The following is a 19,523-nucleotide window of genomic DNA, read 5'->3' on the forward strand; positions in this document are numbered from 1 at the left end:
CCGCCCGCCAGTTCCTCACAGGGCGAGCAGGGCCTGCGCCAGCTCGGCGTCGCTGGCCGCCTGGGCCTCGGGTACGCGCGCGCGCAGCAGTTGCAGGGCGGCCTCCAGCTGGGCGCCGCGGATCGCGCCTTCGCTGGCGACGAAGCTGGCGGCGTCCTCGCGGGCGGCCTGGACGATCTTCATGTCGCGGATCGAGGTGGTGGTGTCGGAGGTGAAGTCGAGGCTGCGCTCGAGGGCGCGCACCAGGATGTTGCTGGTGGCGACCAGGGTCTGTGCCTGGGCGCTGCCGGCGGCGAGCAGGACGAGGGTGGCGGCGAGCAGGGTACGGCGCATGGAGCTACTCCGGTGGTTCTGGACGAGGCGCGTACTGTATTGATTCGCAGGGCCGCGTGCCAGCCGCGCGCTGCCGCGCTGCGACCGGCGTGGCATCTGCGTGGCGGGGCGCGGCCCGGAAACGACTGCGCCGCCCGAAGGCGGCGCAGTTGTGCAGCGGTCAGCCGATCAGGCGATCAGAGCAGGCCGCAGTGACCCGGCTGGCGCAGCATGTGGCCGGTCTGCTGCATGTTGATGTGCCAGGAGAAGGCCTCGGCGAGGATGTGCGGGGTCTGGCCGCCGACGGTGGCGCAGGCGCGGTCGAAGTAGTCCTGCATGGCCGGGCGGAAGTCCGGGTGCACGCAGTTGTCGATGATCACCTGGGCGCGCTCGCGCGGGGCCAGGCCGCGCAGGTCGGCCAGGCCCTGCTCGGTGACGATGATGTCGACGTCGTGCTCGTTGTGGTCGACGTGCGGGATCATCGGCACGGCGGAGGAGATGGCGCCGCCCTTGGCGATGGACTTGGTGACGAAGATGGCCAGGTGGGCGTTGCGGGTGAAGTCGCCCGAGCCGCCGAGGCCGTTCATCATGTGGGTGCCGTTGACGTGGGTGGAGTTGACGTTGCCGTAGATGTCGAACTCCAGCGCGGTGTTGATGCCGATGATGCCGATGCGACGGACGATCTCCGGATGGTTGGAGATTTCCTGCGGGCGCAGCACCAGCTTGTCCTTGTACTTGTCGAGGTTGGCCAGCACGTGGTGGCACATCTTCTCGGACAGGGTGAAGGAGCAGCCGGAGGCGGCGACCAGCTTGCCGGCGTCGAACAGCTCGAAGGTGGAGTCCTGCAGCACCTCGGAGTACATGGTCAGGCCGCTGAAGTTGGACTTCAGCAGGCCGCTCATCACGGCGTTGGCGATGGTGCCGACGCCGGCCTGCAGCGGCAGCAGGCTCGGGCTCAGGTTGCCGCGCTCGACTTCCTTCTCGAAGAAGGCGATCAGGTGGTCGGCGATGGCCTGGGTCTCGTCGTCGGACGGCAGGACGCTGGAGTAGGAGTCTTCCTGGTCGGTGATGACGATGGCGGCGATCTTCGCCGGGTCGCACGGAATGTACGGGGTGCCGATGCGGTCCTGGCCGTTGACCAGCGGGATCGGGCCGCGCTCCGGGCGCTTGGCCGGCAGGTAGATGTCGTGCAGGCCTTCCAGGGCGGCCGGGTGGGCCAGGTTCAGCTCGACGATCACCACGTCGGCTTCGGTGAAGCTGGCGGAGTTGCCCACCGAGGTGGTCGGCACGATGCCGCCGTTCTCGGTGATGGCGCAGGCCTCGATGATGGCCACGTCGACCTTCGGCAGGCTGCCGGCACGCAGCTGCTCGGCGGTGTCGGACAGGTGCTGGTCGATGAACATCACCTCGCCCTTGTTGATCGCCTTGCGCAGGCCGGCGTCGGACTGGAACGGCATGCGGCGGGCCAGCAGACCGGATTCGGCCATCAGCTTGTCCATGTCGTTGCCCAGGCTGGCGCCGGTGATCAGGGTGATCTTCAGCTCTTCGTGGCGGGCGCGCTCGGCCATGGCGATCGGCAGCTTCTTGGCTTCGCCGGCGCGGGTGAAGCCGCTCATGCCGACGGTGTTGCCGTTCTTGACCAGCTTGGCCGCTTCTTCGGCGGTGGTGATTTTGTCGGTCAGGGACTGCAGGCGAATACGATCAGGGTACAGGGACATTGAGCGGTTCCTTTGGATACGGCCTATGGCGAACACAGTGCGCCGAGTCTAAGGATTCGCTATCGTCACGCCTTTAATACTAAGGTCGTAATGCGCCGGACGGTTTTTGCAAGGCGTCGCGACCTTTTGCCGCAGAAACAACCACTTCCGCGTAGCGGAAGTGGTTGTTTCACCGTGCATTTCGTCGGGTTATTCGACCGCCTTGACCATGTCCTCGACCACCTTCTTGGCGTCGCCGAACACCATCATGGTCTTGTCCATGTAGAACAGCTCGTTGTCGAGACCGGCGTAGCCGCTGGCCATCGAGCGCTTGTTGACGATCACGGTGCGCGCCTTGTACGCGTCGAGGATCGGCATGCCGGCGATCGGCGACTTCGGATCGGTCTTCGCCGCCGGGTTGACCACGTCGTTGGCGCCGAGCACCAGCACCACGTCGGCCTGGCCGAACTCGGGGTTGATGTCCTCCATCTCGTGCACCTGCTCGTAGGGCACCTCGGCCTCGGCCAGCAGCACGTTCATGTGCCCCGGCATCCGCCCGGCCACCGGGTGGATCGCGTACTTCACGGTCACGCCGCGGTGGGTCAGCTTCTCGGTCAGCTCCATCAGCGCGTGCTGGGCACGGGCCACGGCGAGACCATAGCCGGGGACGATGATCACGCTGTCGGCGTTGCCGAGCAGGAACGCGGCATCGTCGGCCGAGCCGCTCTTCACCGGGCGCTGCTCCTGGCTGCCGGCCACGGCCGCGCCGGCTTCGGCGCCGAAGCCGCCGAGGATCACGTTGAAGAACGAGCGGTTCATCGCCTTGCACATGATGTAGGAGAGGATCGCGCCCGAGGAACCGACCAGCGAACCGGCGACGATCAGCATCGAGTTGTTCAGCGAGAAGCCGATGCCGGCCGCCGCCCAGCCCGAGTAGCTGTTGAGCATCGACACCACCACCGGCATGTCGGCGCCGCCGATCGGGATGATGATCAGCACGCCGATCACGAAGGCCAGCGCCACCAGCACGGCGAAGGCGGTCAGGTCACCGCTGAAGGTGAAGGCCAGACCGAGGCCGAGGATGGCCAGGCCCATGGCCAGGTTCAGCCAGTGCTGGCCGGCGAAGGTCACCGGGGCGCCCTGGAACAAGCGGAACTTGTACTTGCCGGACAGCTTGCCGAAGGCGATCACCGAGCCGGAGAAGGTGATGGCGCCGATGGCTGCGCCGAGGAACAGCTCCAGGCGGTTGCCGGCCGGGATGGCGTCGCCCAGCTGCGCAACGATGCCCAGCGACTGCGGCTCGACCACGGCGGCCACGGCGATGAAGACCGCGGCCAGGCCGATCATGCTGTGCATGAAAGCGACCAGCTCGGGCATCTTGGTCATCTCGACGCGCTTGGCCATGATCGTGCCGGCGGTGCCGCCGAGCAGCAGGCCGAGGACCACGTAGCCGATGCCGGCGCCTTCGCCCATCTGCGCGCCGAGCTTGTAGATCAGGCCGACGGTGGTGAGCACGGCGATGGCCATGCCGACCATGCCGAACAGGTTGCCGCGCCGCGAGCTGGTCGGGTGCGAGAGGCCCTTGAGCGCCTGGATGAAGCAGACGGACGCCACGAGGTAGAGGGCGGTGATCAGGTTCATGCTCATCTCAGTGCGCCTCCGCCTTGGCCGGCTTGTCTTTCTTCTTGAACATTTCCAGCATGCGCCGGGTGACCAGGAAGCCGCCGAACACGTTGACCGCGGCCAGCGCCACGGCCAGGGTGCCCATGGTCTTGCCCAGGCCGGTTTCGGTCAGCGCGGCGGCCAGCATGGCGCCGACGATGACGATGGCGGAAATGGCGTTGGTCACCGCCATCAGCGGGGTGTGCAGGGCGGGAGTGACGTTCCACACCACGTGGTAGCCGACGTAGATCGCCAGCACGAAGATGATCAGGTTGTAGAGACCGTCGGAGATCGGGTCCATGGTTGTTGTCCTTGTAATCTGGGGAGCAATCAGGCGGCGTTGCGACGGACCAGCTGGCCGCCCTCGCACATCAGGCAGGCGGCGACGATGTCGTCTTCGCGGTTGAGCTGGAACTTGCCTTCGCCGTCGATGACCAGCTTGAGGAAGTCCAGCAGGTTGCGCGCGTACAGGGCCGAGGCGTCGGCCGGCACCAGCGCCGGCAGGTTGCTGTGGCCGACGATGGTCACGCCGTGGCGCATCACCACCTGGTCGGCGACGGTCAGCGGGCAGTTGCCGCCCTGCGCCGCGGCCAGGTCGATGACCACCGAACCCGGCTTCATCGCCGCCACGGTGTCCTCGTGCAGCAGGATCGGCGCCGGACGGCCGGGGATCAGCGCGGTGGTGATGACGATGTCGGCCTGCCTGGCCTTTTCATGCACTGCCTTGGCCTGGCGCTCCATCCAGGATTTGGGCATCGGCCGCGCGTAGCCGCCGACGCCCTGGGCGCATTCGCGCTCCTCGTCGGTCTCGAACGGCACGTCGACGAACTTGGCGCCGAGGGACTCGATCTGCTCCTTCACCGCCGGACGCACGTCCGAGGCCTCGATCACCGCGCCGAGGCGCTTGGCGGTGGCGATCGCCTGCAGGCCGGCCACCCCGGCGCCGAGCACCAGCACGCGGGCGGCCTTCACCGTGCCGGCGGCGGTCATCAGCATCGGCATGAAGCGCGGGTAGTGGTTGGCGGCGAGCATCACCGCCTTGTAGCCGGCGATGTTGGCCTGCGACGACAGCACGTCGAGGCTCTGCGCGCGCGAGGTGCGCGGCGCCGCCTCGAGGGCGAAGGCGGTGATGCCGCGCTCGGTCATGCGCGCCAGGTTGGCGTTGTCGAACGGGTTGAGCATGCCGACCAGCACGGCGCCGGGCTGCATCAGCTGCAGCTCGTCGGCGTCGGGCGCGGCGACCTTGAGCACCAGGCCGGCGCCGAGGGCCTCGGCGGCCGAGCCGATGCGCGCGCCGGCGGCGACATAGGCGTCGTCCGGGACGCTGGCGGCAACGCCGGCTCCCGACTGGACGACGACCTGGTGGCCCTGGGCGACGAGTTTCTTGACCGTTTCCGGCGTGGCGGCCACGCGGGTTTCCCCGGCGTGGGTTTCGAGCGGTATACCGATTTGCATGAGCAAATCTCTCCATTGGCAAGCGAAATTGTTGTTGTTCGTTGCTCCCGCAGGACGCCAGATCCGCTGGCTAGAGGGGTCGACGCGCGCTGCGCGGACCTCTGGCGGGGCTATATGGCGCCGGATTGTGCCGGGGTGGCGGTTGTCGTTCAACTGTTTTGGAGTGAGTTGAGACGAAAATTGCAAGTCGACTTTGGCCGAAATGATGGGTTTTTCAGCCGAAGGTAGTAGGCGGGCGGACGGTTTGCTTTACAGTTTATATTGATATATATTGTTTTTCGGCTAACTGTATGGAGCCGCCATGCCCCTCGCCGCGACCGATTTCGCCCGCCTGCGCGCCAATGCCGATGCCGCCAGCCAGCTGCTCAAGGTGCTGGCCAACCCGGATCGCCTGCTGCTGCTGTGCCAGCTGGCCGAAGGCGAGCGCAATGTCGGCGAGCTGCAGGATGCGCTGGGCATCGTCCAGCCGACCCTGTCGCAGCAGCTCGGCGTGCTGCGCCGCGAGGGGCTGGTGGCCACCCGCCGCGACGGCAAGCAGATCCACTACCGCATCGCCAGTCCCGCCGCCCTGGCGCTGATCCACACCCTGTACCTGCAGTTCTGCTCGGAGGAACGACAATGACCATCGACTGGGCCCACTTCACCCCCTGGAGCGCCCTCGCCGGCGGCATCCTGCTCGGCCTGGCGACCGGCCTGTTCGTGCTGGCCAACGGCCGCATCGCCGGGATCAGCGGCCTGCTCGGCAGCCTGCTCAACCCGAAGGCCAGCGGCCGGCTGGACAGCCTGCTGTTCGTCGGCGGCCTGCTGCTCGCCCCCTGGCTGTGGCAGGCGTTCGCCGCGCTGCCGGCCATCGAGATGCAGGCCGGCGTGCCGGGTCTGCTGCTGGCCGGCCTGCTGGTCGGCTTCGGCGCGCGCCTCGGCTCCGGCTGCACCAGTGGCCACGGCATCTGCGGGCTGTCGCGGCTGTCGCCGCGCTCGCTGATCGCCACCCTGTGCTTCATGGGCACCGGCTTCGCCACCGTCTTCGTCGTCCGCCACCTGATCGGAGCCTGAGCATGAACCGTCTGACCGCCTTCCTCGCCGGCCTGCTGTTCGGCCTCGGCCTGCTGCTGGCCGGCATGGCCAGCCCGGCCAAGGTGCTGGCCTTCCTCGACCTGGCCGGCAGCTGGGATCCGTCGCTGGCCTTCGTCATGGGCGGCGGCATCGCTGCCGCGCTGCTGCCGTTCACCCTGGCCAAGCGTCGCCAGCAGTCGCTGACCGGCTGCCCGATGCAGTTGCCGAGCAAGCGCGAGCCGGACCGCCAGCTGGTGATCGGCAGCCTGATCTTCGGCATCGGCTGGGGCATCGCCGGCATCTGCCCGGGGCCGGCGGTGGTGGTGCTGGGCAGCGGCAACGCCGCCATCCTGCCGTTCGTCATCGCCATGCTGGCCGGCATGGGCCTGTATCGCTGGTACGAAAGTCGCCGGGTGTGAACCCGGCGGGGCTGCCTGTTGCCCCCGCAGCGGCTACTCTAGAGCCTCTGCCGGCCCGGGGCCGGCACTTCGTGATCATGCCGCAAGGAAAGGGAGAACACCGATGATGAACAAACTGATGGCCTGCACCGCCGGTCTGCTGCTGGCGGGGACCGCCAGCCTGGCCGTGGCCCAGGTCAGCCCGGAAGACCAGATCGAGTTCCGCAAGGCCGGCTACAGCTTCATGTCGTGGAACATGGGCAAGATCAAGGCGCAGGTCGTCGAGGGCTCGGTGCCCTACGACCAGGCGCAGGTCGCCGCCGCCGCCAACGCCATCGCCGGCATCGCCAACTCGGGCATGGGTGCGCTGTACGGCCCGGGCACCGAGCAGTCGGTGGGCGCGCAGAAGACCCGCGTCAAGCCGGAGTTCTTCACCCAGAAGGAGGAGGTCGCCAAGGTGGCCATCGCCTTCAACCAGGCCGCCAACAACCTGGCCAAGGTCGCCGCCGGCGGCGACAAGGCTGCCATCGCCCAGGCTTTCGGCGAGGTGGGCAAGAGCTGCAAGGGCTGCCACGACAAGTTCCGCATGGACGAATGACCGACGCACGGCTGACATGAAAAGGGCGACCCGCGGGTCGCCCTTTTCGTTACCAGGCCGGAGTGCTCTGCGCCGGTGGCGGCGGAGGCGTCGGAATCCAGCTGCCGTTGGCCGCCCATACGGTGGCGCCGGCGAAGGCCAGGGCGACCACCAGCGCCGGCAGGCTGCCGCCGCTGGCCGGCTTGACCGGCCGCGCGGCCGGCACCCGGCGCTTGCCGTGCAGCATGGCCTCGACCAGGTTCTCGCCGCGCACCAGGCGGTAGAACAGCAGCGCCGCCAGATGCAGGACGATCAGCGCGACCACCAGCCACAGGCCCTGGCGGTGCAGGCCGGTCAGCCTGCTGCTGGTGGCGCTGTCGACCAGGCGGTACAGCGGGCCGGTGAAGGCGATGTCGTCGTTGGCCACCAGGCCGCTGGCGACCTGGAAACCGAGGGCGGCGAGCATGGCCAGCACCGACAGCCAGCCCAGCGGGTTGTGGCCGCCGCCGTGCCACGCGCCGCGCAGATAGGCCGGCAGGCTCTGCGGCAGGTGCAGCACCTGGCCGAAGCGCACGTAGGTGGAGCCGAGCACGCCCCAGGCCAGGCGGAAGGCCAGCAGGCCGGCGATGAGCAGGCCCAGGCGGCCGTGCCAGACCATCCAGTTGCCGCCGACCCAGCCGGTGGCGAGGGCGGCGGCGACGGACAGCGCCAGACTCCAGTGGAAGACGCGGGTGGGCAGGTCCCAGATGCGGATATGCAGGGTCATCAGCGGTTCCTTGCTGGTGAAAGAAAGCGGCGCCCGCTGGGCGCCGCCGGATGCTGCTTCAGACTACCTCAGACTGCACGGGTTCAGGTCGCGGCGCGGCGCCGACGGCTCTGCAGCAGCCAGACCAGACCGAACAGGGCGAAGCCCGGCAGCCAGATCAGCTCCTTGGGCCAGCGCTGGGTGGGTGCGCGCACGTCGAGGATCTGCTGGTCGAACTCCAGGCCGAGGTCGGCGGCCGGGCTGCCGAAGGCGACGTTGTCGATCAGGGTCTTGCCGTCCTGCTCGTAGAGCTGGATTCCCAGCTTGCCGAGGCGCTCCTCGCCACTGGCGCCGTCCGGCACCGGCAGCAGCACGGTGAAGACGCGCGGGTCGCCGATCGCGTCCTCGCCCTGGATGCGCAGGCGCAGGCTGCTGTCCGTCTCGACCTCGCCGAGCGCGCTGGCCAGTTGGGCCGGCGGCACCTCGCGGTAGGGGTCGTGCAGCATGTCCATCCAGAAGCCCGGGCGGAACAGGCTGAAGGCGACCAGCAGGAGCAGCAGGCTCTCGTACCAGCGGCTCTTCACCAGGAAGAAGCCCATGGTGGCGGCGGCGAAGACCAGCATGGCCACGGTGGCGACGACGAAGATCAGCACGCCGTGCCAGAAGCTCACGTCGATCAGCAGCAGGTCGGTGTTGAAGATGAACAGGAACGGCAGCGCCGCGGTGCGCAGGCTGTAGAAGAACGCCACCAGGCCGGTCTTGATCGGATCGCCCTTGGACACCGCGGCGGCGGCGAACGAGGCGAGGCCCACCGGCGGGGTGACGTCGGCCATGATGCCGAAGTAGAACACGAACAGGTGCACGGCGATCAGCGGCACGATCAGGCCGTTCTGCTGGCCGAGGGTGACGATCACCGGCGCCAGCAGGCTGGACACCACGATGTAGTTGGCGGTGGTCGGCAGGCCCATGCCGAGGATCAGGCTGAACACCCCGGTGAGCAGCAGCATCAACAGCAGGTTGCCCATCGACAGCAGCTCGACCAGGTCGGCCAGCACCAGGCCGACGCCGGTCTGCGACACCGCGCCGACGATGATGCCGGCGGCGGCGGTGGCGATGCCGATGCCGATCATGTTGCGCGCGCCGGCGATCAGGCCCTCGCGCAGGTCGACGCAGCCGTCCATGAAGCTGCCGTGGGTCCTGCCGCCGTCACCGCGCAGCCAGCCGAGCAGCGGACGCTGGGTGAGCAGGATGACCATCAGCATCACGCTGCCCCAGAACGCCGACAGGCCGGGCGACAGGCGCTCGATCATCAGGCACCAGACCAGCACCACCACCGGCAGCAGGAAGTGCAGGCCGGAGAGCAGCACGGCGCGGGTCTCGGGCAGGGCGTCGATGGGCTTGTCCGGATCCTCGGCGGGCAGCGGCGGGTTGCTCGCGGCGATCTTCAAGAGGCCCAGGTAGGCCGCCGCGAGCAGCACGCCGATGCCCGGCAGGGCGTAGTCGCCGAGCGCCGGCTTGAGCCAGCCGAGGCCGTAGTAGACCGCCAGCGACAGGCCGGAGATCAGCGCGACGCCGAAGGCGAAGCCGGTCAGGCGACGCAGCCAGGGCTTCGGCTGGCGGCTGCCGATCGGCTGCAGGCCGAGCTTCAGCGCCTCGAGGTGGACGATGTAGAACAGCGCGATGTAGGAGATCGCCGCCGGCAGGAAGGCGTGCTTGATGATCTCCACGTAGGGCATGCCGACGTACTCGACCATCAGGAAGGCGGCGGCGCCCATCACCGGCGGCATGATCTGGCCGTTGACCGAGGAGGCCACCTCCACCGCACCGGCCTTCTCCTTGGAGAAGCCGACCTTCTTCATCATCGGGATGGTGAAGGTGCCGGTGGTGACCACGTTGGCGATCGACGAGCCGGAGATCACCCCGGTCAGCGCCGAGGACACCACCGCCGCCTTGGCGGGGCCGCCGCGCAGGTGGCCGAGCAGGCTGAAGGCGAGCTGGATGAAGTAGTGGCCGGCGCCGGCGCGCTCGAGCAGGGCGCCGAACAGCACGAAGAGGAACACGAAGCTGGTCGACACGCCGAGGGCGATGCCGAACACCCCTTCGGTGGTGATCCACTGGTGGTTGGCCAGCGCGGTGAAGCTGACCCCGCGGTGCGCCAGCAGGTCGGGCATCCACGGGCCGGCGACGCTGTAGACCAGGAACAGCAGGGCGATCACCGCCAGCGCCGGGCCGAGGGCGCGGCGGGTGGCTTCCAGCAGCAGCGGGATGCCGACGCAGGCGGTGACCAGGTCGAGGGTGGTCAGGTTGCCCGGGCGCTGCGCCAGCTGCTCGTAGGCGATGAACAGGTAGGCGGCGCTGGCCGCCGCCGCCAGGCCCATGGCCAGGTCGGTGAGCGGCACGCGGTCGCGCGGCGAGCGGCGGAACGCCGGGTAGACGAGGAAGGCCAGCAGCAGGGCGAAGGCCAGGTGGATGGAGCGGGTCTCGGTGTCGTTGAACACGCCGATGCCGAACACGAACGGCAGCGGCGAGGCGATCCACAGCTGGAACAGCGACCAGGCCAGGGCCAGGCCGGTGATCACCGCGGCCATCGCGCCCGGCGGGGTGCGCGCACCGACGTCCTGGGCGATCAGCTCCTCGGTGGAGAGTTGCTTGTCATGCATGGGATGAACCTGCAGCGGAAAACGGATAACGCCGGAACCCGCGGCCTCGCGGCACGCGGGTTCCGGGTGGAAGCGGCATGGCGGGCGCTACTAGCAGCGTAGCAGCGCCGGGGGAGGCGGGGCGGCGTTACAGCCAGCCGCGCTCCTTGTAGTACCGCGCGGCGCCCTCGTGCAGCGGGGCGGACAGGCCGACCTTGATCATGTCCTCGGCCTTGAGGCCCTGGAACGCTGGGTGCAGGCGCTGGAAGCGTTCGAGGTTGTCGAACACCGACTTGACCAGCTGGTAGACCACCTCGGGATCGGTCTTGGCGCTGGTGGACAGCACCGCCTTGCCGCCGATCGACGGGGTCGCCGCGTCGTTGCCCTTGTACAGGCCACCGGGGATCTCGGCCTTGGTGTAGTAGCTCTTCTCGGCCAGCAGCTTGTCGATGTCCGGGCCGGTGACCGGCACCAGCACCGCATCGACCGTGGTGGTGGCTTCCTGGATCGCGCCGTTGGGGTGGCCGACGAAGTAGGTCATGGCGTCGATGTTGTTGTCGCTCAGCGCGGCGGCCTGCTCGGCCGGCTTGAGCTCGGCGGCGAGGGCGAAGGCCGACTTGTCCCAGCCCTTCACGCGCAGGATCTCGTCGAGGGTGTCGCGCTGGCCGGAGCCGGGGTTGCCGATGTTGACGCGCTTGCCCTTGAGGTCGTCGAAGCCGGCGATCCTGGCGTCGCGGCGGGCGAGGATGGTGAACACCTCGCTCTGCAGGGAGAACACCGCGCGGATGTCCTCCATCGGGCCTTCGGCCTGGAATGGCGCCTCGCCCTTCATCGCCTTGTACTGGTGATCGGACTGCATGATGCCGAAGTTGAATTCGCCGCTGCGGATGCCGTTGACGTTGGCCACGCCGCCGCCGCTGGCCGGGGCGTTGCACTTGATCTGGTGCTCGGCCGCGCCGCGGTTGAGGAACCGGCAGATCGACTGGCCGGCCACGTAGTAGACGCCGGTCTGGCCGCCGGTGCCGATGGTGACGAACTTGTCCTGTGCCTGAACGGTCCCGCCCAGAGAGAGGCCTGCCAGGGTTGCGGACAGGGCCCATGCCAAGGTTTTGCCTTTCATGGAGGTGCTTCCTTCTTCTGTTTGTTGGATCTGCCGGCGTGCTTGTGGATCGGCGGCAGACCGGCAAGTTTACCTGCAAACGCGAGCGCTTCCGCCGAACGCGGCGGAAAACCCTGCGCAGAGTGTAGAAGGTCGCGGCGCTCCGGGAGGCTACAGCGCCAGCAGCAGCGCGGCGCTGTGCAGGTCGGGCTGGCCGTCGTGGCGCTCGGGGCGGTACTTCATCTGGAAGGCGGCGAGCACGTTGCGGGTGGCCTCGTCCAGCTGGCCATGCTGCGGCACCGCGTAGCCGATGCGTTCGAGCTGGTGCTGGAACCAGGCCACCTCGGGCACCCGGCCGTCCAGCTGGCGCAGCTTCCCCTGCACCACGGCGGCCTCGGGCCAGGGGATCAGTCCGGCGGCGGCGAGCTGGCGCCAGGGGAACAGCGGGCCGGGGTCGACCTTGCGCTGCGGAGCGATGTCGCTGTGGCCGACGATGTTGACCGGCGCCACGCCGTGGCGGGCCTGGATGTCCCTGAGCAGGGCGATCAGGCGGTCGATCTGCGCCTGCGGGTAGGGATGCCAGGTGCGCCCGTCCGGGCCATCGGTATAGCCGGGGTTGACGATCTCGATGCCGATCGAGCTGGCGTTGAGCCAGGTGCGCCCGCGCCACTGGCTGTCGCCGGCGTGCCAGGCGCGGCGGCTCTCGTCGACCATGCGGTAGATCTTCCTGCCGTCGGCCGGCAGCAGGTAGTGGGCGCTGACGCCGCCGTGGCTGAGGGTCTTCAGCGAGCGCGGCAGGTCGCTGGAGGTGTAGTGGATGACGATGAATTCGACCCGGCTGCTGTGGTCGACCGAGCGCTGGCTGTCGTCGAAGCGCAGGCCGCCGGCGCAGCCGGCGAGCAGCAGGGTGAGGGCGAGGGGGAGCAGGATCTTCATGGCGCGGTGCCGGGTGCGGTGGAGCGGATGCCCAGCATAGCCTGCCGGCGCGCCGGGGCGGACGCTCGAGATGTGAGCGGGTTTATCCGGGCGCCACCACCAGCGGCTGCTGGCGCAGGCCGGCGGGCAGGCGGATGTCCACCGCCACCGGCAGGTGGTCGGAGATCGGCGCATCCAGCACGGCCATGCGCTCCAGGGTCAGCTGCGGGCTGAGCAGGATGTGGTCGATGCAGCGCTGCGGCTGCCAGCTGGGGTAGGTGGCGCAGGTCTGCGGGGCGACCAGGCCGAGGCCGCGCAGCGGCGAGTGCTCGAGCAGTTCGGCGGCGTGGGTGTTCATGTCGCCCATCAGCACGCAGTGGCGGTAGCCGTGGATCAGTTCGCGGATGTAGGCCAGCTGGCGGGTGCGCACGCGCGCGCCGAGGGCCAGGTGCATCATCACCACCGCCAGCGCCTCCGACCCTTCGCCGAAGCGCAGCAGGATGGCGCCGCGGCCGGGCGGGCCAGGCAGCGGGTGGTCCTCCAGCTGCTGCGGGCGCAGGCGGCTGAGCAGGCCGTTGCTGTGCTGGGCCAGCGCGCCGAGGTTGCGGTTGAGCTGCTGGTACCAGTAGGGGAAGTTGCCGAGCTGGGCGAGGTGCTCGACCTGGTTGACGTAGTCGGAGCGCAGGCTGCCGCCGTCGACCTCCTGCAGGGCGACCAGGTCGAAGTCGCCGAGCAGCGCACCGATCTGCTGCAGGTTGACCGCCCGCTCGCGGTGCGGCAGCAGGTGCTGCCAGCTGCGGGTCAGGTAGTGATGGTAGCGGCGGGTGCTGATGCCGACCTGGATGTTGAAGCTGAGCAGGCGCAGGGTTTCGCCGACAGCGACTTCGCCGGCCTGCGGATTGTGTCGCGCGGCCCGGATGCCGGGCGCGCGCGGGGTGGTCCAGCGCCTGAGCATGGCCGCCGCCGTTACTGGGCGGGGGCTTGCTGGGTCGCGCGTTCCTTGGCGATCAGGTGGTCGGCGACCTGGAGGGCGCCGTTCGGGCCGCCGGCGGTGCCGAGGTCGAAGCGGTACTTGCCGTTGACCACCAGCACCGGCACGCCGGTGATCTGGTAGGCCATGGCCAGCTTCTTGGCCTTCTCCATCTGGCCCTTCACGGCGAAGGAGTTGAAGGTCTTGAGGAAGGCGTCCTTGTCCACGCCCTGGCCGGCGAGGAACTCGGCCATCTCCTCCGGGGTGGCGAGCTTCTTGCCTTCGCGGTGGATGGCGGCGAACACCGCGTCGTGCACCTTGGCCTCGACGCCCATGGCCTCGAGGGTCAGGAACATCTGGCCGTGGACGTTCCACAGGCCGCCGAACAGCGCCGGGATGCGCACGAAGTTGACGTCTTCCGGCAGCTTCTCGGCCCACGGCTGGATGGTCGGCTCGAGCTGGTAGCAGTGCGGGCAGCCGTACCAGAACAGCTCGACCACCTCGATCTTGCCGGGCTGGGCGACCGGCACCGGGCTGCTCAGCTGGACGTACTGCTTGCCGGCCTGGATCTCCTCGGCTGAAGCGGTGGCGCCGAACAGGCTGAGGCCGGCCAGAACGGCCGAGAGAATCAGGTTACGCATGCTTGACTCCTGGACAGGATGACGTGGGGCGGCAGGCGGTTGGACACCGGCGGCCGCTGGCGAATTCCACGCGATTGTAGGCGAGACGGGCAAAAAAAAGGGCGGCCATGGCCGCCCTTTTTATGTTGCAGGCTACTGCGGGATCGCTCAGTGCAGGCCCTGGATGTAGCTGGACACCGCTTCGATGTCCTTGTTGCTCAGCTTGGCGGCGATGGAGCGCATGATCATGGCGTCGCCGTCGTTGGTGCGGTTGCCTTCGCGGAAGTCGGTCAGCTGCTTGGTCACGTACTGGGCGTGCTGGCCGTTGAGCTGCGGGAAGCCGGCCAGGTCGTTGCCGCGGCCGTCCGGAGCGTGGCAGCCGGTGCAGGCCGGCATGCCCAGTTCCAGGTTGCCGCCGCGGAACAGCGCTTCGCCGCGCGCCACCAGCTTGGGATCGGCCTGGCCGATGCTGCCCTTCTGGCTGGCGAAGTAGGTGGCGATGTCGGCCAGATCCTGGTCGCTCAGGTTGTTGAGCAGGCCGGTCATCTCGATCACGGTACGCTTACCACCCTTGATGTCCTGCATCTGCTTGAGCAGATAGCGCTCGCCCTGGCCAGCCAGTTTCGGGAAATTGGGCGCTGCGCTGTTGCCGTCCGGGCCGTGGCAGGCGCCGCAGACGGCTGCCTTGGTCTGTCCAGCGGTGGCATCGCCGGCGGCATGGGCCACACCGGTCACGCCCAGGGTCAACAGCAGACTCACGAGTAGTTTGTTCATCAGCTAATCCAGCTACGGCTAAAGGTAAGGGGGGTATCGGGATTACTTGGAGGCACTCATCCACTCGATGACGGCCTTGTAGTCCTCGGCGGTGCAGTCCATGCACATGCCGCGCGGCGGCATGGCATTGAAGCCGTTGGTGACGCTTGCGACCAGTGCATCCATACCCTTGGCCAGACGCGGTTCCCAGGCGGCCTTGTCGCCCTTCAGCGGTGCCATGGGCAGTGCGCCGTTGTGGCAGGCGGCACAGGCACGATTGAACACCGCTTCCGGATCCTGGGCGGCCTGCGCGGAGGCGGCGGCAGCAACGAGCGACACAGCAAGCAACAGTTTCTTCATGGTCGACCTCTTCTACATCAGGGGAAAACGGCCCGTCGCTCTGCCGGCGGGGTCCGTCCGCGTGGACACTGAACTTGGGAATAAAGCGCACACAAAATCCGTGGCATTATATACAGGCGACGTCAAAACGGAAACGGAACCGCCGTCAGCGACACTTTGTCGCAGCACCTACCAGCCCCAGCCTGCAACGCGTTGTTGCGCAGGCGCAGAACAGGCCCTCGCCATGTCCGTCAAGAATCCCATCCTCGGTCTGTGTCAGCAGGCCGCCTTCATCAAGAGCGCCGCCCAGGTCGACCAGTGTCCGCCGGACGAGGGCTTCGAGGTGGCCTTCGCCGGGCGCTCCAACGCCGGCAAGTCCAGCGCGCTGAACACCCTGACCCATGCCCGCCTGGCGCGCACCTCGAAGACCCCGGGGCGTACCCAGCTGATCAACTTCTTCCGCCTCGACGACCAGCGCCGCCTGGTCGACCTGCCCGGCTACGGCTACGCCAAGGTGCCGATCCCGCTCAAGCAGCACTGGCAGCGCCACCTCGAGGCCTACCTGGGCAGCCGCCACAGCCTGGTCGGCGTGGTGCTGCTGATGGACATCCGCCATCCGCTCACCGAGTTCGACCTGCTGATGCTCGACTGGGCCAAGGCCAGCTGCCTGCCCATGCACATCCTGCTGACCAAGGCCGACAAGCTGACCTTCGGCGCGGCGAAGAACACCCTGCTCAAGGTGCAGAAGGAGATCCGCCAGGGCTGGGGCGAGGTGGCCAGCGTGCAGCTGTTCTCAGCGCCCAAGCGCCAGGGCATCGAGGATGCGCAGGCCGTGCTGGCCGGCTGGATGGGCCTGCTGGAGGAAGACGAGGCGGTCGCCGAGCAGGCCTGAGGTTTCGCGCAGGCAAAAAAAACCGACCTTCCGTTGGGGGGATGGAAGGTCGGTCATCGAGCCCGGCTGCCAGGGCGGGGCAGGCGGGCGTTCTGCCAACACAGGGTTCTGCAAGGAAACCCATGAGGGGTCTGCCAACCACTCAGAACAATTGACCGCGGCCTGCGCGACAAAGTTCAGCCGTTGGTCGGCTCGGCTCAGTGCGCCTCGTCCCAGTTGCTGCCCACCCCGGCCTCGACCAGCAGCGGCACATCCAGCTGCGCGGCGCCGCTCATGCGCGGCAGCAGGCCGGCCTCGAGTTCCTCCACCTGGTCCTCGCGCACTTCCAGCACCAGTTCGTCGTGCACCTGGAGGATCATCCGCGCATCCAGCCCGGACTCCTGCAGCCAGGCGTCCACCGCCACCATGGCGCGCTTGATGATGTCCGCCGCGGTGCCCTGCATCGGCGCGTTGATCGCCGTGCGCTCGGCGGCCTTGCGCATGGCGCCGTTCTTCGAGTGGATCTCCGGCAGGTACAGGCGGCGGCCGAACAGGGTCTCGACGTAGCCCTGCGCCGCGGCCTGCTCGCGGGTGCGTTCCATATAGGCCAGCACGCCGGGATAGCGGGCGAAGTAGCGGTCGATGTAGGCCTGCGCCTGCTTGCGCTCGACGCCGATCTGTTTGGCCAGGCCGAAGGCGCTCATGCCGTAGATCAGGCCGAAGTTGATCGCCTTGGCGCTGCGCCGCTGCTCGGAGCTGACCTGCTCCAGCTCGACGCCGAACACCTCGGCGGCGGTGGCGCGGTGCACGTCGCGGCCGTGGCGGAAGGCGTCCAGCAGGCCCGCGTCCTGGGCCAGGTGGGCCATGATGCGCAGCTCGATCTGCGAGTAGTCGGCGGCCACCAGCCGGTAGCCCGGCGCGGCGACGAAGGCCTGGCGGATGCGCCGCCCTTCGGCGGTGCGGATCGGGATGTTCTGCAGGTTCGGGTCGCTGGAGGACAGCCGGCCGGTGGCGGTCACCGCCTGGTGGTAGCTGGTGTGGATGCGCCCGGTGCGCGGGTTGATCTGCTCGGGCAGCTTGTCGGTGTAGGTGCTCTTCAGCTTGCTGACGCTGCGGTAGTCCATCAGCACCTGCGGCAGTTCGAAACCCTGCTCGGCCAGCTCGGCGAGCACGCTCTCGGCGGTGGAGGCCTGGCCCTTGGCGGTCTTCGACAGCACCGGCAGGCCGAGCTTGTCGTAGAGGATGGCGCCGAGCTGCTTGGGCGAGGCGAGGTTGAATTCCTCGCCGGCCAGCTCGAAGGCCTGACGCTGCAGCTGCTGCATCTTCTCGCCCAGCTCGACGCTCTGCTGGCCGAGCAGCTTGGCGTCGACCAGCGCGCCGTGGCGCTCGATGCGCGCCAGCACCGGCACCAGCGGCATCTCGATCTCGGTCAGCACCTTCGCCAGCGCCGGCACGGCTTCCAGCTTCTGCCACAGGGTCTGGTGCAGGCGCAGGGTGACGTCGGCGTCCTCGGCGGCGTAGGGGCCGGCCTGCTCGAGGGCGATCTGGTCGAAGGTCAGCTGCTTGGCGCCCTTGCCGGCGATGTCCTCGAACTTCACCGTGCTCTGGCCGAGGTACTTGAGCGCCAGGCTGTCCATGTCGTGGCGGGTGGCGGTGGAGTCCAGCACGTAGGACTCCAGCATGGTGTCGAAGGCCACGCCGCGCACCTCGATGCCGCAGCGGGCGAGGATGTTGATGTCGTACTTGGCGTGCTGGCCGACCTTGGCCCTGGCCGGGTCTTCCAGCAGCGGCTTGAGCGCGGCCAGCACCGTGTCGCGGTCCAGCTGCGCGGGTACGCCCATGTAGCTGTGGGTCAGCGGCACGTAGGCCGCCTCAAAGGCGCTGACCGCGAAGGAAATGCCGACCAGCTCGGCCTGCTGGGCGTCGAGGCCGGTGGTCTCGGTGTCGAAGGCGAACAGCTCGGCCGCCTCGAGCTTTTCCAGCCAGGCGTCGAACTGCGCCTGTTCCAGCACGATCTCGTAGCGGGTCTCGGGCGCAGCCGCGGCTTCTGTGGCAGTGGCAGTCGCCGCGCCGCCTTCGGCGGGAGCGCCGGACGCCGGAGTGCCGGCCACCGGAGTGCCGGCCACCGGTACGCCGGCGGCCTTCGCCTCGCGCAGCAGCTCGTCCAGCCAGCTCCTGAACTCCAGGGTGCGGTACAGCTCGATCAGTGCCGGGCGGTCGGCTTCGCCCGGGTGCAGGTCGTCGAGGGCGACGTCCAGCGCCACGTCGGTCTTGATGGTCGCCAGCCGGTAGGACAGGTAGGCCATCTCGCGGTGCTCCTCGAGCTTGGCCGGCAGCGACTTGGCGCCGCGGATCGGCAGCGCCGGCACCTGCTCGAGGCTGGAATAGATCAGGTCGAGGCCGCCGCCGAGGCCCTGCAGCAGGCCCAGCGCGGTCTTCTCGCCGACCCCGGGCACGCCGGGGATGTTGTCGACCTTGTCGCCCATCAGCGCCAGGTAGTCGATGATCAGCTCCGGGCCGATGCCGAACTTGGCCACCACGCCGTCGCGGTCCAGGTAGGTCGGCGGGTTGGTCATGGTGTTGACCAGGCTGATGTGGCCGTCGACCAGTTGGGCCATGTCCTTGTCGCCGGTGGAGATCAGCACCGGGCGGTCGGCGGCGGCGCTGGAGCGCGCCAGGGTGCCGATCACGTCGTCGGCCTCCACGCCCTCGATGCACAGCAGCGGCAGGCCGAGGGCGCGCACGCAGGCGTGCAGCGGCTCGATCTGCACGCGCAGGTCGTCGGGCATCGGCGGGCGATGCGACTTGTAGTGCTCGAACAGCTCGTCGCGGAAGGTCGGACCCTTGGCGTCGAACACCACGGCGAACGGGCTGTCCGGGTACTGGCGGCGCAGCGACAGCAGCATGTTCAGCACGCCCTTGACCGCCCCGGTGGGCAGGCCGGCGGAGGTGTGCAGCGGCGGCAGGGCGTGGAAGGCGCGGTACAGGTAGGAGGAACCGTCCACCAGGACGAGAGGGGCTAGACTCATGGGGAAATCGACTCTTCGGCGATGCGACCGGGTAAGATGGCTGTATCGATGACTGCAAAGGGACAAGGTTACCACCATGCGCGCAATCAACCGTCTGCTGCTCGTTGGCCTGCTGGCCGCCGCCCCGCTGGCCGCCGTTGCCCAGGACGAGGCGCCGAGCGGCGAACCGGACGTGACCATCCGCCAGGAAGGCGACAAGACCATCCAGGAATACCGCATCAACGGCTTCCTCTACGCCATCAAGGTCACCCCCAAGGTCGGCAAGCCGTACTTCCTGGTGCGCGCCGACGGCGACAGCAACTTCATCCGCTCGGACAACCCGGACATGCTGATCCCGCAGTGGGAGATCTTCCGCTGGTAAGCCGCTGAGTCCCGATCGAGGAGGCCCC

At 68.5% G+C, this 19,523-nt stretch carries 20 protein-coding genes; 6 read left to right on the forward strand and 14 right to left on the reverse strand.

Features of this window, described 5'->3' with window-relative positions; translation table 11 throughout:
- Nucleotides 1–15: 15 nt before the first annotated feature.
- The 5 genes from RA210_RS04340 to RA210_RS04360 form a co-directional block, all read right to left on the reverse strand.
- Nucleotides 16–333: a DUF2388 domain-containing protein gene (locus RA210_RS04340; RefSeq protein WP_201485524.1), complete on the reverse strand. Its 318-nt coding sequence runs from the start codon at nucleotides 331–333 to the stop codon at nucleotides 16–18.
- Nucleotides 334–509: 176 nt separating this feature from the next.
- Nucleotides 510–2,024 (reverse strand): acetyl-CoA hydrolase/transferase family protein, encoded by a 1,515-nt coding sequence (locus RA210_RS04345; RefSeq protein ID WP_136488437.1) that lies wholly within the window; start codon nucleotides 2,022–2,024, stop codon nucleotides 510–512.
- Between the two features lie 195 nt (nucleotides 2,025–2,219).
- Nucleotides 2,220–3,656 carry an NAD(P)(+) transhydrogenase (Re/Si-specific) subunit beta gene (locus tag RA210_RS04350; protein WP_201485525.1) on the reverse strand — a complete coding sequence of 479 codons (1,437 nt, stop codon included), beginning with the start codon at nucleotides 3,654–3,656 and terminating at the stop codon, nucleotides 2,220–2,222.
- A 1-nt stretch (nucleotide 3,657) separates the two neighbouring features.
- Nucleotides 3,658–3,972: an NAD(P) transhydrogenase subunit alpha gene (locus RA210_RS04355; protein WP_041506114.1), complete on the reverse strand. Its 315-nt coding sequence runs from the start codon at nucleotides 3,970–3,972 to the stop codon at nucleotides 3,658–3,660.
- Nucleotides 3,973–4,001: 29 nt separating this feature from the next.
- On the reverse strand, nucleotides 4,002–5,126 hold the full coding sequence (locus tag RA210_RS04360; protein ID WP_201485526.1) for a Re/Si-specific NAD(P)(+) transhydrogenase subunit alpha: 1,125 nt from the start codon (nucleotides 5,124–5,126) through the stop codon (nucleotides 4,002–4,004).
- 301 nt (nucleotides 5,127–5,427) lie between these two features.
- Between RA210_RS04360 and RA210_RS04365 the strand changes: the two genes are divergently transcribed.
- The 4 genes from RA210_RS04365 (at nucleotide 5,428) to RA210_RS04380 (ending at nucleotide 7,175) form a co-directional block, all read left to right on the forward strand.
- Complete coding sequence (locus RA210_RS04365) at nucleotides 5,428–5,748, forward strand: ArsR/SmtB family transcription factor (RefSeq protein ID WP_201485527.1); 321 nt, start codon at nucleotides 5,428–5,430, stop codon at nucleotides 5,746–5,748.
- Entirely contained in the window at nucleotides 5,745–6,179 is a 435-nt protein-coding gene (locus tag RA210_RS04370) for a YeeE/YedE family protein (RefSeq protein ID WP_201485528.1), read from the forward strand. Before RA210_RS04365 ends, RA210_RS04370 begins: the two co-directional genes overlap by 4 nt.
- 2 nt (nucleotides 6,180–6,181) lie before the next feature.
- Nucleotides 6,182–6,598, forward strand: a complete 417-nt coding sequence (locus RA210_RS04375) for a YeeE/YedE family protein (protein ID WP_201485529.1) — start codon at nucleotides 6,182–6,184, stop codon at nucleotides 6,596–6,598.
- Nucleotides 6,599–6,704: 106 nt separating this feature from the next.
- Complete coding sequence (locus tag RA210_RS04380; RefSeq protein ID WP_136490340.1) at nucleotides 6,705–7,175, forward strand: c-type cytochrome; 471 nt, start codon at nucleotides 6,705–6,707, stop codon at nucleotides 7,173–7,175.
- Nucleotides 7,176–7,224: 49 nt separating this feature from the next.
- Here the strand turns inward: RA210_RS04380 and RA210_RS04385 are convergent, their stop codons facing one another.
- The 8 genes from RA210_RS04385 to RA210_RS04420 all read right to left on the reverse strand — a co-directional run bounded on the left by RA210_RS04385 (nucleotide 7,225) and on the right by RA210_RS04420 (nucleotide 15,255).
- Complete coding sequence (locus RA210_RS04385; protein WP_201485530.1) at nucleotides 7,225–7,920, reverse strand: cytochrome b/b6 domain-containing protein; 696 nt, start codon at nucleotides 7,918–7,920, stop codon at nucleotides 7,225–7,227.
- Nucleotides 7,921–8,003: 83 nt separating this feature from the next.
- On the reverse strand, nucleotides 8,004–10,559 hold the full coding sequence (locus RA210_RS04390) for a TRAP transporter permease (RefSeq protein ID WP_201485531.1): 2,556 nt from the start codon (nucleotides 10,557–10,559) through the stop codon (nucleotides 8,004–8,006).
- Between the two features lie 127 nt (nucleotides 10,560–10,686).
- Entirely contained in the window at nucleotides 10,687–11,658 is a 972-nt protein-coding gene (locus RA210_RS04395; RefSeq protein WP_201485532.1) for a TAXI family TRAP transporter solute-binding subunit, read from the reverse strand.
- A 150-nt stretch (nucleotides 11,659–11,808) separates the two neighbouring features.
- Nucleotides 11,809–12,573: an N-acetylmuramoyl-L-alanine amidase gene (locus RA210_RS04400; RefSeq protein WP_201485533.1), complete on the reverse strand. Its 765-nt coding sequence runs from the start codon at nucleotides 12,571–12,573 to the stop codon at nucleotides 11,809–11,811.
- 82 nt (nucleotides 12,574–12,655) lie between these two features.
- A complete protein-coding gene (locus RA210_RS04405) occupies nucleotides 12,656–13,507 on the reverse strand; it encodes an endonuclease/exonuclease/phosphatase family protein (RefSeq protein ID WP_201485534.1) in 852 nt (283 codons plus the stop codon).
- An 11-nt stretch (nucleotides 13,508–13,518) separates the two neighbouring features.
- Nucleotides 13,519–14,163: a thiol:disulfide interchange protein DsbA/DsbL gene (locus RA210_RS04410; protein ID WP_201485535.1), complete on the reverse strand. Its 645-nt coding sequence runs from the start codon at nucleotides 14,161–14,163 to the stop codon at nucleotides 13,519–13,521.
- Nucleotides 14,164–14,310: 147 nt separating this feature from the next.
- The gene (locus tag RA210_RS04415; RefSeq protein WP_201485536.1) at nucleotides 14,311–14,916 is read right to left on the reverse strand and encodes a c-type cytochrome; all 606 of its coding nucleotides are present in this window, start codon (nucleotides 14,914–14,916) and stop codon (nucleotides 14,311–14,313) included.
- A 42-nt stretch (nucleotides 14,917–14,958) separates the two neighbouring features.
- Complete coding sequence (locus tag RA210_RS04420) at nucleotides 14,959–15,255, reverse strand: c-type cytochrome (protein WP_136490320.1); 297 nt, start codon at nucleotides 15,253–15,255, stop codon at nucleotides 14,959–14,961.
- Between the two features lie 223 nt (nucleotides 15,256–15,478).
- Here RA210_RS04420 and yihA point away from each other — a divergent pair, with 223 nt between their 5' ends.
- Nucleotides 15,479–16,126, forward strand: coding sequence for a ribosome biogenesis GTP-binding protein YihA/YsxC (yihA, locus tag RA210_RS04425; RefSeq protein WP_136490321.1), 648 nt, complete (start codon nucleotides 15,479–15,481; stop codon nucleotides 16,124–16,126).
- 197 nt (nucleotides 16,127–16,323) lie between these two features.
- Here yihA and polA read toward each other — a convergent pair whose 3' ends face one another.
- Nucleotides 16,324–19,134 carry a DNA polymerase I gene (polA, locus tag RA210_RS04430; protein WP_201485537.1) on the reverse strand — a complete coding sequence of 937 codons (2,811 nt, stop codon included), beginning with the start codon at nucleotides 19,132–19,134 and terminating at the stop codon, nucleotides 16,324–16,326.
- A gap of 76 nt (nucleotides 19,135–19,210) precedes the next feature.
- Here polA and RA210_RS04435 point away from each other — a divergent pair, with 76 nt between their 5' ends.
- Entirely contained in the window at nucleotides 19,211–19,495 is a 285-nt protein-coding gene (locus RA210_RS04435) for a DUF2782 domain-containing protein (RefSeq protein WP_136490323.1), read from the forward strand.
- Nucleotides 19,496–19,523 lie beyond the last annotated feature (28 nt).

It is taken from the genome of Pseudomonas sp. OF001 (assembly GCF_904426495.1).
GTDB lineage: Bacteria > Pseudomonadota > Gammaproteobacteria > Pseudomonadales > Pseudomonadaceae > Geopseudomonas.

Excerpts from the sequence above, each read along its gene's own strand:
- RA210_RS04340 (WP_201485524.1), bottom strand. The coding sequence starts at position 333 with ATGCGCCGTACCCTGCTCGCCGCCACCCTCGTCCTGCTCGCCGCCGGC.
- RA210_RS04350 (WP_201485525.1), bottom strand. The coding sequence starts at position 3,656 with ATGAGCATGAACCTGATCACCGCCCTCTACCTCGTGGCGTCCGTCTGC.
- RA210_RS04355 (WP_041506114.1), bottom strand. The coding sequence starts at position 3,972 with ATGGACCCGATCTCCGACGGTCTCTACAACCTGATCATCTTCGTGCTG.
- RA210_RS04360 (WP_201485526.1), bottom strand. The coding sequence starts at position 5,126 with ATGCAAATCGGTATACCGCTCGAAACCCACGCCGGGGAAACCCGCGTG.
- RA210_RS04365 (WP_201485527.1), top strand. The coding sequence starts at position 5,428 with ATGCCCCTCGCCGCGACCGATTTCGCCCGCCTGCGCGCCAATGCCGAT.
- RA210_RS04370 (WP_201485528.1), top strand. The coding sequence starts at position 5,745 with ATGACCATCGACTGGGCCCACTTCACCCCCTGGAGCGCCCTCGCCGGC.
- RA210_RS04375 (WP_201485529.1), top strand. The coding sequence starts at position 6,182 with ATGAACCGTCTGACCGCCTTCCTCGCCGGCCTGCTGTTCGGCCTCGGC.
- RA210_RS04380 (WP_136490340.1), top strand. The coding sequence starts at position 6,705 with ATGAACAAACTGATGGCCTGCACCGCCGGTCTGCTGCTGGCGGGGACC.
- RA210_RS04385 (WP_201485530.1), bottom strand. The coding sequence starts at position 7,920 with ATGACCCTGCATATCCGCATCTGGGACCTGCCCACCCGCGTCTTCCAC.
- RA210_RS04390 (WP_201485531.1), bottom strand. The coding sequence starts at position 10,559 with ATGCATGACAAGCAACTCTCCACCGAGGAGCTGATCGCCCAGGACGTC.
- RA210_RS04395 (WP_201485532.1), bottom strand. The coding sequence starts at position 11,658 with ATGAAAGGCAAAACCTTGGCATGGGCCCTGTCCGCAACCCTGGCAGGC.
- RA210_RS04400 (WP_201485533.1), bottom strand. The coding sequence starts at position 12,573 with ATGAAGATCCTGCTCCCCCTCGCCCTCACCCTGCTGCTCGCCGGCTGC.
- RA210_RS04405 (WP_201485534.1), bottom strand. The coding sequence starts at position 13,507 with ATGCTCAGGCGCTGGACCACCCCGCGCGCGCCCGGCATCCGGGCCGCG.
- RA210_RS04410 (WP_201485535.1), bottom strand. The coding sequence starts at position 14,163 with ATGCGTAACCTGATTCTCTCGGCCGTTCTGGCCGGCCTCAGCCTGTTC.
- RA210_RS04415 (WP_201485536.1), bottom strand. The coding sequence starts at position 14,916 with ATGAACAAACTACTCGTGAGTCTGCTGTTGACCCTGGGCGTGACCGGT.
- RA210_RS04420 (WP_136490320.1), bottom strand. The coding sequence starts at position 15,255 with ATGAAGAAACTGTTGCTTGCTGTGTCGCTCGTTGCTGCCGCCGCCTCC.
- yihA (WP_136490321.1), top strand. The coding sequence starts at position 15,479 with ATGTCCGTCAAGAATCCCATCCTCGGTCTGTGTCAGCAGGCCGCCTTC.
- polA (WP_201485537.1), bottom strand. The coding sequence starts at position 19,134 with ATGAGTCTAGCCCCTCTCGTCCTGGTGGACGGTTCCTCCTACCTGTAC.
- RA210_RS04435 (WP_136490323.1), top strand. The coding sequence starts at position 19,211 with ATGCGCGCAATCAACCGTCTGCTGCTCGTTGGCCTGCTGGCCGCCGCC.